This window comes from Butyricimonas faecihominis (genome assembly GCF_033096445.1).
In the GTDB taxonomy this organism is placed as follows: domain Bacteria; phylum Bacteroidota; class Bacteroidia; order Bacteroidales; family Marinifilaceae; genus Butyricimonas; species Butyricimonas faecihominis.
Map to the genome: position 1 here is coordinate 4,631,583 of NZ_AP028155.1, position 14,210 is coordinate 4,645,792.

Genomic DNA, 14,210 nt, shown 5'->3' on the forward strand with positions numbered 1-14,210 from the left:
TCGAATTGGAGAAATAATTGTAGTTTTGTAGTTGATTAATCTTTGATGAAGAAAGGAAAATGAGATTTTTGCGAAAGCTTTTTAAATATATATTGAGAATTATCTTGGTTCTTTTTTCTTTGGTAATTCTTATCATGATTCTTTTGTATGTTCCAGCCATCCAGAATTTTGTGAAAGGGAAGGCGGAGCAGTACGTGAATAATAATTTGGACATGAAACTGTCGGTTGGGCGGATTTTGTTGAAATTTCCACTCGACTTGGCCGTTGAAAAGATTTATCTGGGACAGACGGAAAAAGACACGATGCTGTATGCCGATGTGATTCAGGTGAATGTTGCATTGACAAAACTTTTAAAGAAGGAAGTTGAAGTACGTCGTTTAGTCGTGGAGAATGCAGCGGTTAATTTCGGGGATTCTCTTTCCGGATTGAAAATGAATGTCGTTTTGAAGGAACTGAATCTTCGGGTGGATCGGTTGAATCTGTCCCAACAGGAGGCAGAGATCCCTTTCGTTGCTTTAAAAGGAGGAAAAATCCGGATGAATTTAGGCGGTGGGGAGTCTGCGGTTGATACAACCGGGGGGAGTGAGCCGGTTCGCTGGCGTTTTAAGGTTGGAGAGGTAACAATCGATAGCATTGATTATCAGTTGCAGGGGCTGCCTATGGGGGAATTCCATGCTGGGGTGGGAGAGGCTCGACTGAATGGAATGGATGTGGGGCTGGAAAAACAAACTGTTGAGCTAGAGAAAATCATGTTGCTTCGTGGTTTTTGCGATCTACTGATGGCAGAATCTACCGGGGAGCAAAGTGGAGCAGGGGTGGCGACGGAAGAAAGTATGCCTTGGCAAGTTCGGGTGGAGACGGTCGAGTTGGAGGATAATCGTTTTTTAATGAAACCGATGAGTGTTCCTGTTGATGCGGAGCAGTTCCCGGAAACAATTCGTATATCAGCGCTTTCGTTGAAAGTGGATAGCGTGTTCAATAAAGGAACAGAGGTGGCGGCAATTGTTCAAAATTTACGTTTCAAGGAAGGAAATGGATTAGATTTGCGAGATTTGTCTTGTCGGGTCAGTTTGGAAAGTGAACAGACTAACGTGTCGAATCTGATTTTAAAAACGAGTAATAGTCAATTGAAAATGAATGTTCGGGCGGAATCCGGGATAAGTGATTTCGGTATGGAAACTCCTTTTCAGTTATCGATTGATGGAAATATTGCCGGGCGGGATGTGCTATTATTTATGCCGGACTCCAATGATCAGTTAAATAACTGGTTATCGGATAAAGTTTTTTCTTTGTCTGGATTGATAAAGGGTAAGGTCGATCAGTTGAATATTGCTCATTTTGATGTTGGTGCAACAGGAGGTTTTTCTTTGAAGAGTGAGGGGAATGTGACATTCGTGACAGATATGGAAAAGGTTGCGGGAAAATTGGATATAGCGTTTGGCGTTGATCGGGGAGAGTATTTCGCACCTTTGTTGTCAGAGGATGGGGAGGCCGGATTGGTTATTCCGGATCATCTGTCATTAGTGACGGGTGTTAATATAGCGGATCAGGCGGTAAAAGTGGATATGGAGTTGAATCCCGGACGAGGAATATTACGTGCTGTTGCGGGCTATGGCTGGAAAGAAAATACCTATCGTGCAGAAGTTCATTTGAAAGATTTCGCTTTGGATAAATTCATGCCGAATGATTCGTTGGGGGTGATCACGGCTAATCTTTTGGCATCGGGCCGGGGCCTTGATTGGAAAGAGGCGATGGCGAAAGTGGATTTTGAATTAGCCTCCTTATATTATAATGGATACGATTATAAAAATGTTGTTTTGGATGCGGCATTGAAGGATCGGGAGTTAACCGGGGAACTATGGAGTGATAATCAGGAATTGAATTTGGGAATGAAATTCCGGTTACGGGCAGATGAGAACGCGTACAAGATAAATTTGAATGGAGATATTAAAAATGTAGATCTGAAAGGATTACATTTTATGTCGGAAAATATGGCTTTTTCCTTGGGACTGAATGTTGATGCAGAATTGAAGGCGGACAGTACATCGTCTTTACGGGCTGATTTTTCGAATATTGTTTTGCAGGATCTTGCTACCCGTAAGTTGGGAAATCTGGATATTACTTTCTCCGGTCTGCGAAACAAGACGTTGTTGGATGTCAAGGCGGGAGACTTGACCATGAAGTTTGAAGGGGATGGTGGAGGCTACACGTTAGTCGATCGTTTTAGTGCAGCTAGCGGATTGTTGGTTGAGCAGATTGAGAAACATGATTTTAACATGGTGAGATTGAACGAACTGTTACCTGATTTCCGGTTAACCATAGATGCCAAGCAAGAAAATTTATTGAATGGTTACCTGAAAAGTAACGGAATTCGTTTTGAACGAATGGCTATAGATTTAGGAACAGATGTTTCCCATGATTTCGGGTTAAGTTCGAAGGTTTATGGATTGAATATCGAGGGAATCGTTCTGGATAGTGTGTTGATGTATGCAAAACAGAAGGACGTGGCTTTACGTTATGGCGTGGATGTTTTCGGAGCTAAAGATCAATTGGAAGGATTGGCCCAGCTGACCGTGGAAGGAAACGTGGAGTATGATCAGATAAACGTGAGAATACGTGAACACGCGAACGAGGAAGGGGAAATATTCAATATCGGGGCTAATATTGCTTTGCAGGATAGTGCTTTTAGCGTGAGTATTTCTCCCGATCCTCTTATCTTGGGATATGTTTCATGGCAAATAAACCGGGGCAATTTTATTCGTTTGAAACAAGGGGAAATTCCGGCAGCTAACTTGCAATTGCTGAATGGAGACAAGCGGATTCGTTTGATTTCGGAAGAAGATGCAGATCACAAACCGGCCTCCTTGATTGTAGATATTAAAGGTGTTGATTTGGGCGGTTTGTCTAAAGCGCTGTCATTTATCCCGGATATATCCGGTTTGTTAGGGATTGATGTGCAGATGTATAGCAAAAATAACGTGATTGATGTTAATGGGACGGTTAATGTGGACGAATTTTATTACGGGAAAGAGCGTGTGGGAGATTTGGGATTAGGTATTGAATATCGATTGTCGCAACAGACAGAGCATGACGTGGATTTTTCCTTGTCGGTGGATGGGGTAAAGGCGCTTTTGACCAAAGGTAGATTAATGACAGGGGTTGAAGATAAAAATATTGCATTGGATATAGACATCCCTAAATTCCCTTTGCGGGTTGCGGGAGCCTTTACTCCTCCGGGTATAATGAAATTGGATGGAGACATGATCGGGGTTTTTCAAGTGAAGGGACAAATGGATCAACCATTGATAAATGGAGATTTGCGTTTCAAGGACGGAACCATAGAAGCTTTGATGATCGGGACGACCTTTAAAATAGATTCTTCGGCTATCGTGATTCATGATAATCTTTTGGATTTTAATCATTTCGGGTTGATTGCTCCTAATAAACAGCGATTAGAACTATTGGGAACGGTTGATTTCGCATCCTTCTCGGCCATAAAAATGGATGCCTCTGTTCAAGCGAAGAATTTTCAGGCCATGAAGGTGAAAGAAAATACGGAGACCATGGTTTACGGGAAAGTGTTTGTTGATCTCTCGGCAACATTGAAAGGAATGTTGGATAATTTAAAGGTCAGGGGAAATATTAACTTGTTGGATAATAGTGAAGTCTATTACACGTTGAAATCTTCGCCTTTGGAATTGACGGACCGGAGTGCGGATGTCGTGCGTTTCGTTTCGTTCAGCGACACGACTCAATTGGCTGCGGCCGATGAGTTGCAGCAGATTAGTTCCGTGAATCTGGATTTGCTCATGTCCGTGAATATCGCACCGTTAGTTGGGTTGAATGTGTTGCTGTCGTCGAATGGGCAGAACCGGGTAGCAATAAATGGCGGGGGAAATCTGACTTATACATTGAATCCGGTGGGAGAGACCCGCCTCGTGGGAAGATACGTTCTGACGAGTGGAATCGTTTCTTACGGTCTGCCGGTGATCGGGCAGAAGGATTTCAAGATACAAGACGGTAGTTTCGTGGAATGGACTGGGGATCTGGCTAATCCGACCCTGAATATAACGGCAGCGGAGACAATTTCGGCTAGCGTGACGGATGATAGCCAGAAATCCCGCCTAGTGACGTTCAATGCCATGATCAAGATTTCAAACACGTTGGAGAAACTGGACATCACGTTTGATCTTGCAGCGGAAGGGGATATAACGATACAGAACCAATTGGCAGCGATGACAGCCGAGGAGCGTTCAAAGGAGGCGATGAACATGATGATTTACGGAACTTATTCCGGGCCGGGGACGGTGGCAAAGTCCAATGCTTCTGATAATGCCCTGAATAATTTCGTGGAAAATGAATTGAATCAATGGTCTCGGAAACATTTGAAGAATATGGATTTGACGTTTGGTATTAATACCTATAATCAAGTGTCAGAGGCAGGAGAATCCAAGAAAACGGATTATTCTTATCAATTTTCGAAACGACTGTTTAATAATAAGGTGCGGGTGAAAGTCGGGGGGCGAATCTCCACGGATAATGACCCTGCGGCCGGGGGAGTAGAGGAGAATCTTGTGGATGACATTGCCATCGAGTACGTGTTTGGAAAGAATCCGAACTTTTTTCTAAAGATCTTCCGGCACACGGGCTACGAGAGTGTCTTGGAGGGTGAAGTGACGCAAACCGGTATCGGTGTGGTATTAAGAAAGAATTTCCAAAAATTCATGGATATATTCCGCCGTAAAAAGAAAGTACAAGTAGAATCCAAAATAGAACCGATAGAAAATGAAAAGTCTGGGAAATAGTTTATTTGTTATTATAGTATTCATGATATTGGGTAGCTCTTGTTCTCAGACGAAGAGGTTGACCGAAGGTGAGGTGTTATACACCGGGGTGAAGAAGATGAATATAGAGACCGCCAAAGGGGTAAAGTTGGAGGGCCCGAAAAGTTCGGCTATTTCCGGTCCGTTAGGTTTCCCGCCTAATAACCCGTTGTATGCTCCTTACATACGTTCCCCGTTTCCGGTTGGGTTGTGGGTGTATAACTGGAATGTGAAGAAAGAGAAGGGATTAAAGCATTGGTTATACAAAAAATTGGCCAAGAAACCCGTGTTAATCTCTGATGTACAGCCGGAACTACGCTTGAAAGTGGTGGAGAATGCTGCCAGCGAATACGGTTATTTCGGGGTGAAATCCAGTTACGAGATTATTCCGAACAAACGGAATCCCAAGAAAGCGAAAATCAGTTATAATGTTTATGTGCCGGAAGCTTACTTGCTGGGAACTGTTGAATTTTGGGGCTGGACGGGGAGAATGGATAGTCTGATACAGAGAACGCAACGGGAGTGCTTGTTAAAATCCGGGGCGGAGTATAATTTGTACACGATGGAAGATGAGCGAACCCGGATAACTAAAATGTTCCGGAATAGCGGGTATTATTATTTTCAATCGGATTATATCGAATTTTTGGTTGACACGACACGCGAAAGGCGGGTAGCGGATGTTCGTATTGCTTTGAAACATGGTGTCCCGGCGGTAGCCTTGCAACCGTACAAGGTGGGAAACGTGGAACTTGTTCTGGAAAATTCCGATCAGTCAGAGACACAAGATACCTTGTCTTATAAGGGGATAGAGGTGAAATACACGAAACCGTTGGACGTGAAGCCCAAGGTCCTCGCTCGTTCCATGCATTTACTTCCCGGAGACACTTATTCGTTCTGGCGACAAAATCGAACGCAGACGAGTCTGGCCCGGCTTGGGATTTTTAAATATACCAACCTGAACGTGACCCGGGCGGATAGCGTGAAAAAGTCCGGTTTCGGAAGTTTGGACTTTAGTATTAATGCCGTGTACGACTTACCGATAGAGACGGAAATAGAAGTAGATGTTTCCTCTAAATCCAATAATTTGCTCGGGCCCGGTTTGTCGTTGGGAATAACGAATAAGAATTTATTCCGGGGCGGGGAGAACCTGACCTTTAAGTTGAATGGGGCTTACGAATGGGAAATCGGGGATAAAAAGACAAATTCAAATTCCGGGTTAATCAATTCTTACGAGTTAGGTGTGAACGTCGGTTTGTCATTGCCTCGCTTGCTGGTACCTAACTTCCTGAAAAGTAGCAAGGAGTTTGCCGAACGTACGAATTTCCAGATTGGAGTAGATTTTTTGAATCGCCATACTTTTTTCCGGATGCTTTCTTTCACGGGATCTCTCAGTTATGATTTTCAAAGCTCGTGGCGAGTGTTCCACACGATAACACCTTTGAAGATCACGTACACCCATTTGTTGCAGACTTCGAAAGAATTTGATGAAACGATGGAGAATAACCCGGCGATAGCGATGAGTTTCAAGAATCAGTTGATTCCTTCCATGTCCTATTCGTACACTTATGACAGGGCGGCAACAAGACGGAATCCCAATCGATTGTACTGGCAGAATACGATTATGTCGGCAGGAAACATTCTTTCCGCCGTACAATATATCACGGGAAATCATCAGGGGCAAAACAAGAAGTTGTTCGGTAATATCTACTCGCAATTCTTGAAATTAACCTCTGAAGTAATCGTGTACCGTAAGATAACGGAAACCTCTCTACTGGCAACCCGCTTTATGGGGGGCATCGGTTGTGCTTACGGGAATTCCCGGGTGATGCCGTATAGCGAGCAATTTTATATCGGGGGAGCAAATAGTATCCGGGCGTTCACGATCCGGTCAATTGGCCCCGGTAGCTATCATCAGGAAAGTGATAACAAAACGGCTTATCTGGATCAGACGGGAGATATTAAATTGGAAGGGAACGTGGAACTTCGTTTCAAAATCATGTATCAACTGAATGGGGCTATCTTTTTGGATGCCGGTAACGTGTGGTTGTTGCGGAATGACCCGAAACGTCCGGGCGGGGAGTTTAAGTTGGCAGGTTTGTTAAAAGAGATTGCTTTGGGAACAGGTTTCGGCCTACGTTATGACTTTGGTTTTATCGTACTCCGGGGTGATCTGGGAATTGCTTTGCATACTCCTTACAAGAATCCGGATAAGTCGGGATATTATAATATCCCCAAGTTCAAGGATGGTTTAAGGTTTCACTTGGCGATCGGTTACCCGTTCTAAAGAAAAATATTGGCGTGAGATGACTTGAATTGTCATACTTTTATCGGCTTGATATTTCCTTTTGTACCCTTACTTTTGTTGATTATATTTTGAATTAAGTGAGAGTTAAGGGGGAGTTAAGTTATCAAGTAAGAGGAATTGACGTGTCCCCCACGTTTTAAACCCGTTTAGCAACTGGCTTTGCTGTTTAGATAGAATATTTGTGAGATATTTGGAATGACCTATTTCCCCGTTACTTCCCCTTTATTTTGTTCCGGGTTTAAAATAAAAGAGCGTGCCATGCGGACACGCTCTTCTGGTGTGATTTCTTTTTCTAAAATTTTCCTGACAATTAGAATGCAAACATTACTCGTAATTGCAGTTGATGAAAATTCTCGTCATCTGGGAAATATACGTTACTCAAGTTAGCATATTGATATTCTCCCATGATTTTAATGTATTGATTGAAAGAATAATTCAATCCAAGTGTTACCGAGTGCATGGTACCCCCGTCAATACTAGAAGAATAGGGATAGTCTACAACTTTTCCGTTCGGGTAGAACTTGTGATTACCAATCAAGAAAATGTCCCCGTCAGTAATATCTGTTAAGTTCGTGCAAGAGTAGCGAGCTACGAGTTCCAAACCGCCTTTGTCACCCATGCCTTTTAATAAACCGTATTCGTCATCGTAGGTATAAGCTTTACCGCAAAGCAGGTAACCGAATTCCACGTAACCACCGTTCATGATCGTGGGACGCAATTTGTTTCCACTTCTCCATCCTTCAACATTCGTCCAACTTTGTTGGCCACCTAATTGACTTTCAAACAAGGTTTGATCATCACGGTCTTTCCATACTTTTTTCCAGATGAATTCTCCGCGAGCAAATACACGGTCGCTCTTGAATAAGAATTCAGGACTGATCGTGAAGGCATCTTTTGCCCAAGGAAGGTCACAACTTAAAAATTTAGTAGTTTCATCCACGTAAGTTTGCATGTTGGCTGCCACGTGCATGTTCGTTTTATAAACACCATCTTGGTAAACCTCTCCACCGTTAATTCTTTGGTAACGTAATCCTGTACCGAATTGTAAGGTGATGTTGTTATCGTTGATAGGTTTCCATAACCAACGTCCACTTAAGCTAAATCCTTGATAACCTTCTTCTTGCTCGTTGTATTTCAATTGAGAGAAAATACCTTGATCGGCAAAGAAATGTCTGTTGAAGAATTTGTAAGTGGCTCCCAGTGACCGTCCCGGATCCAATGCTTGGGAAACTGACGGGCGGCTGATAAAGTGATAGTTATATGAGCTGGTCATCATGCTCATGCTTGACGGCTCGTTATAATAACCGGCTTTTACCAAATGGATTCCTTTTAAACTTTCTTTGAAGGTATATTGTGCGAATAGGTTTTTTTGGCTGAATTCACCGTTACCGAAGCCGAAGTCCGCGTAGATAAACAATTTTCCGTAAGTTAAAGAGGCGTGAATACGAGCGTCCGTGATGGCAGCACCGGATTTCATCGGGGTCCATTCCGTGTGATAATAAGCTACGTCTGCAAACATACGACCACCGATGCTTGCTTTAAGATTGTTTTCTTTATTGACATATTTCAATAAAGGATTTACATCTTCTTGGGCTTTCACTGCAGTGGTAGATAACATCGCGGCTACCATCATGGCAGGTAATAATATGTATTTTTTCATTACAATAATCGATTAAAAATTATTTTTCGTAACCTAAATTATCCAGTACCTCACGTGCATCCGGAATTTCCGTTGGTGCGGGAGATTTTCTGTAACCAAAGTCAACCATGTATTGAAGACTCATATCCGTGTGGTTCGTGAAGAATGCATCCAAGTAAGGAGCCTCGTAACGGGAACCACCATCACTTCCCCAGTTGTATTGGCCGAAATATTTAGCCATTTGGTCATAAGTATCGAATGAATACGGGTGATTCTTCATTTTTGCACGGTGGATCAAGTTGTGTTGCCACGGATAATTTAATTCAGGATAGTTGTTCGGGGCTCCGGCAATACAGGGTCCAATGAAATGTGCTTTGTATTTTACTGCCAAGTTGATGAAAGAGGCATATCCTTGAGGATCATCGTAAGTTAAGTCTGTTGCTCCGGTTCCTTTCCATAACAAGAAACACATCGGAACTTGACCATCAAATAGGTCGCATACGCGAGTTAAACTTTGTAACGAGAAAGTTTGAAGAATAACTTTTCCATTCGTGTTACCAACGTTAATTTTACCGTCTTTGTAGAAAGGATTGCTTTCAGATTCTTCACCTCCGGCGATAATGTTCATGTTAAGCTTTTCAGCGAATCCGGTTACATTTTCCATTTTTAACTCGTTGTATACCATTTGTTCAAAGTTAGATGGATTTAACCACGGCTCTTTGAATTCGATATAAATTCCGGGGATGTTTCCACTCGTACCGAGATCATCTTTAACATAGCCGAATTCATAACGAACAACTTTATCTTTTACACCGAAGTTTACCGGATTACTGAATTCTTCATTCGTTGCAACCATCTTTTTTACGACTCTTTCATTTTCGAGAGCATCTCCCCAGATATTTACATGACCTGTGGGTAGTGGGGCATCTTGAGCATACCTTTCCAATTTGAATCCTTTGGAATACATGATCAAGTCCTGAAGGGTAGAGATGTATTGATGATTCTCAGAAAATCCTTTACGGGCTTGTTCTTGACTAACAGCATCTTGATTGAACCAAGTTCCTGCATCCAAAAGCATCAATTCGTAGTAAGTATAAGAGCAGGGATAGTTGGGAACGAATGCTTTTTTATCCACGTCAATCAATGAATCGATTTTTTGTGCGCTGTAACCTAAAAGGTCATAATATTCCCTTCTTGTTTTTTCCGGGAATCTTTCACCAAAAACATCTTCAATATTTGTGGTACGTTTTAAGTCCGTGTCATGCAAGGCTAGAATAACACCGTCCTTAGAAACCTGTAAGTCTGCCTCCAGATAATCGGCTCCCATTTCACGAGCCCAACGATAAGCAGCTTCGGTTTCTTCCGGAGTCCAGTACGTGGAACCACGGTGAGCTACTACTGCATACTGGGGAACGTAATCCCGTACTTTTTGTAATTCTGTTGATAGGGTGTCTACATGTACACGCTCAGAGTCAACAAACGTGTCGTTAAATTTCTGATTTTCGCATGACATGAAAGCCAAGGCTATGCTACATGCCATTGCAATTCTCCATGATTTATTAACCATAATTTATTAAATTTGAATTATTTGGTATTCATTATTTTCTATTTTGCACAAGGTATTGTTCCTCCTTGTAAGTAAAGCCGACGAAAACGATCGACAAGGCACAAGCGATAAGCAACAGCACGAACGTCCCGTCCCACCCGAACGAACTTTCCGCCACGTATCCCATCACCACGTTCGCCAGGATAGCCGTCCCGAAGAAGTACCCGAAGAACCCGGTCAACCCGGCCGATGTCCCGGCCGCGTTCTTGGGAGCGAGGTCAAGAGCCTGCACCCCGATAAGCATCACCGGGCCGTAGATGAAGAAACCGATGGCGATCAAGGATAGCGTGACAATCATGTAGTTATCCGAGAATTGCCAGTAAAGGAAGATAAACAAAGCCACCAAGGCCATGAATATGATCGTCGTGATAGCGCGGCGTCCCTTGAACACCACGTCACTCAACCACCCGCAAACGAGGGTCCCGGGGATAGCCGCGAACTCGTAAGCGAAATAAGCCCAGCCGGCCTCTTTAATATCATACCCTTGCGCCTCCTTCAAGTAGGTCGGGGCCCAGTCCAGACAACCGTAACGAACCATGTAAACGAAGGCGTTAGCGATGGCGATAAACCACAACATCTTGTTATTCAGCACGTACTTGAAGAAAATCTCTCTCGTGGTGAGGACCTCTTCCTGTTTCTCGCTGTAATTCTTGGGGTAATCGTTCCGCCATTTCTCTATCGTCGGTAACCCGCAGGACTGCGGGGTGTCACGAATCAACACGTACGCCAGCAGGGCCACGAACAGGGCCACCGCCGCCGGGAAAATATAGGTACCAATGATAAAGTACTTTGAACTGTCCACCCCGTAGAACCACGACCCGAACCACATGGCGCCGTACACGGCCATCGGGCCCACGAGAGCGCCACCCACGTTATGGGCGCAATTCCAGATAGACATTTTCGTCCCGCGCTCCTTCACGGAGAACCAGTGAGTCATCACGCGGCCGCAGGGAGGCCATCCCATCCCGTTAAACCACCCGACTAGGAAGTTCAACACCGCCATGATCACGATGGAGGTCGTGCTTGCCCCGAACAGCTCGATCGGCACGGCCATGAACATCATGGACAGGGCCGCCAGTGCCAATCCTAGAGGAAGGAACACGCGGGCGTTGCTACGATCCGAAACGCTCCCCATCAAGAACTTCGACAGGGCGTAGGCCACCGCGTTCAACGACAACACGATACTCAGCGATCCCTTGTCGAACCCGTAAGGTCCGGCGGGGTCTGTTAGAAACGGCATCGCCATCGAGAAGTTCTTCCGCACGATGTAATAGCCGGCGTAACCGATGAAGATGCCGACGAAGACCTGCCAACGCAGGCTCTTGTAAGTCGAGTCGATCTTACCTTCCGGTAATAAATCCTTGTGAGGTGCTGGTTTTAAAAAATTCCACATGTTATTAGATTTTATTGTAAAAACCATTTACAACTACCTAATAACTTAATTACAAGAATATTAATAAAATTCGATTGATAAAGAGGTAATGCCTTAGTAGCTGTTCTAACTTGTATTTTGCATCATAAAAAGGATGGATAAAACCTCTCAAATTTATTCATCCTTTTCGTTGTTCACAACAAACCTAGATTGTCGCTGTTAGTTGTTTTTCTAATCCAGCTAATTTCTGTGAAAGAAGTTCCATATCCCTGCTCACCTTCTCGTTCGTTATCTTTGCATAAATCTGCGTGGTTTTTATATTTGTGTGGCCTAGAATTCGACTTACGGTTTCAATGGGCATTCCTTTCGCCAATGTAAGCGAAGTTGAAAAGGTGTGACGTCCCACGTGAAAAGTAAGTTTAATCTTGAATCCGCATTGTTTACCGATGTTTTTTAATATATTATTACATGACCAGTTACTTGGAACGGCAAATAAACGATCATCCCCGGTCTTGCCTTCATATTTTGCAATTATTCGTTTGGGTACATCCAATAGTCGGATATTCGAATCGACATTTGTTTTCTGCCTACGCGTGATGATCCATAAATGGCCATCCAAGAATGTTTGCAGGTTATTCTTGGTTAAATTTTTAATATCGGAATAGGCCAATCCCGTAAATGCCGCAAAAACAAATAGATCACGCACAAGCTCATAGGATTTATTTTTCATGGGGGCTTTCATTAACAATTGTAGTTCCTCTTCCGAAAGAAAGCCCCGATCCACTTGTTCAGGACTGATCATATAACCTGCAAATGGATTAACAACAAGTAACCCTTCATTTCGTGCAACGGAGATAATATGCTTTACTCCAATCATATACAACCAAATTGTATTTGTACAACATCCCCGGACCGTACGTAAAAAATGCTCGAAACCGTTAATAAAAGAGAGATTTAATTCTTTTAATGATATATCTTCACGATTATATTCTTTCAGAATGTAAGCTTGCATTAGTTTATAAAGATTACAATATTTTTTGTACGTATTCTGGGTTCGACCGTTACCTACCTTACGAGCAAATAATTCATTATGCCAAGCGAACAACTTGAGAAACATATCTTGCTTTATACCAATTCCCAAATAAGCATTTTTTACTTGTTCAGCTGTAACACCTCCACCCGCTTGTATCATTTCTTGATAACGATTGTTTATTGTTACCCGAATTTGTTCCAACTGCCGGTTTATATCTTTCGCTTTCTCACTTTTCCCCATGGCTTTCCCTGCCTTACTGTCCCATAATTCAGGTGGAACGCTCATTTTAAGACTGAATTGAACAATTCCCTTGTTTATAGTTATTCTTCCCATTAATGGTAGGCTGTTATCACTTTTGGGAACGTTACGCTTGACGTAAAATAACAACTTGAATGTACTACGCATAATTCTTAATTTTTTTTATAATTGATAAGAAGTCAAAATAAAGTAAACACTTCCCATTTGACAAATTTTAGATATAATGAAGTTTACTCTTGCATCATTTATCATTCAAGAGTACATATAAAAAAGCAATTCTTTCATCTCTAAAAAGTAAAACTTAAAGTGCAAGAATTGTTTAAAGTATATTTGCAGCTTGCTAAATCAAGGTAACGGATAAGTAACTGAACAAACTCTTTATTATATTTCAATATTTGAAGGGATACAACCTCTATATTTCATCTTGCAAAGATAAATTACAGGGAGTTTGTATAATCCAATATTGTATGACTCTTAAAGCTTTTCAAATAATTTTTCCAACAAGATGGTCAACTTTCCTAACAAGACTTCATTCATTGTCATTAACTTTCTGACTTCTTCATCTCTAGCTTGTAACGAAGACGCTTGTTTGCCTACAATTTCTACAAGATGGCGAACCGTGAGTTCGTCGTTATCCCGCACAGAAAATCTCTAGAAGTTTCCGCCGTTGCTGTATCTCCCTTACGATATTTGTCGCCTTCACCTGTTAAAAGCCATCTTCGATTTACTCCCAACAAACGACTCATCACTTCCAACTTTGTAGTGTCGGGTTTTGTTTTATTTTTCAAGTAGTTGGAAATCGTTGTTGCTGACATATGTAAGGCTTTCGCTACTTTATATTTTGTATACCCCTGCTCGTCCATTACCTTTTGTAATCTTTCTGAAAATGACATACCGCTTTATTTAGAATTACTATAAATTATGTTACTCTATCAAAAATAATCCAACATAAATTTGTTTTCATCCAAATTTGTACTATCTTTGAACATCGTTTGTTACAAATATAGCGATTATTGGTGAAAACCCCAAGCAATTGGGGTATGTTAATCGGTTGGTGATGTGAGGAGACAAAGCATTTTCCCGTTATGCTTTTTGTCTCCTCTTTTTTCTCAAGTATACCTTTTATTATATACAAAATTCATATACCATTATTATAGTGATAATTCTTCGTATA

Annotated in this window: 7 protein-coding genes; 2 read left to right on the plus strand and 5 right to left on the minus strand. The window is 42.3% G+C overall.

Features of this window, described 5'->3' with window-relative positions; translation table 11 throughout:
- Positions 1-134: 134 nt before the first annotated feature.
- Positions 135-4,805 (plus strand): translocation/assembly module TamB domain-containing protein, encoded by a 4,671-nt coding sequence (locus R8806_RS19215; protein ID WP_164719567.1) that lies wholly within the window; start codon positions 135-137, stop codon positions 4,803-4,805.
- The gene (tamL, locus tag R8806_RS19220; protein WP_124316056.1) at positions 4,786-7,107 is read left to right on the plus strand and encodes a translocation and assembly module lipoprotein TamL; all 2,322 of its coding nucleotides are present in this window, start codon (positions 4,786-4,788) and stop codon (positions 7,105-7,107) included. Before R8806_RS19215 ends, tamL begins: the two co-directional genes overlap by 20 nt.
- 331 nt (positions 7,108-7,438) lie before the next feature.
- Here tamL and R8806_RS19225 read toward each other — a convergent pair whose 3' ends face one another.
- From R8806_RS19225 to R8806_RS19245, 5 genes are all read right to left on the minus strand, one after another.
- Positions 7,439-8,788, minus strand: a complete 1,350-nt coding sequence (locus R8806_RS19225) for a porin (protein ID WP_124316057.1) — start codon at positions 8,786-8,788, stop codon at positions 7,439-7,441.
- Positions 8,789-8,807: 19 nt separating this feature from the next.
- A complete protein-coding gene (locus R8806_RS19230) occupies positions 8,808-10,334 on the minus strand; it encodes a glycerophosphodiester phosphodiesterase family protein (RefSeq protein WP_151412188.1) in 1,527 nt (508 codons plus the stop codon).
- A 31-nt stretch (positions 10,335-10,365) separates the two neighbouring features.
- Entirely contained in the window at positions 10,366-11,766 is a 1,401-nt protein-coding gene (pgtP, locus tag R8806_RS19235) for a phosphoglycerate transporter protein PgtP (RefSeq protein WP_151412241.1), read from the minus strand.
- 184 nt (positions 11,767-11,950) lie between these two features.
- Complete coding sequence (locus R8806_RS19240) at positions 11,951-13,183, minus strand: site-specific integrase (RefSeq protein ID WP_124317651.1); 1,233 nt, start codon at positions 13,181-13,183, stop codon at positions 11,951-11,953.
- 455 nt (positions 13,184-13,638) lie between these two features.
- A complete protein-coding gene (locus tag R8806_RS19245) occupies positions 13,639-13,929 on the minus strand; it encodes a helix-turn-helix domain-containing protein (RefSeq protein ID WP_317715737.1) in 291 nt (96 codons plus the stop codon).
- Positions 13,930-14,210 lie beyond the last annotated feature (281 nt).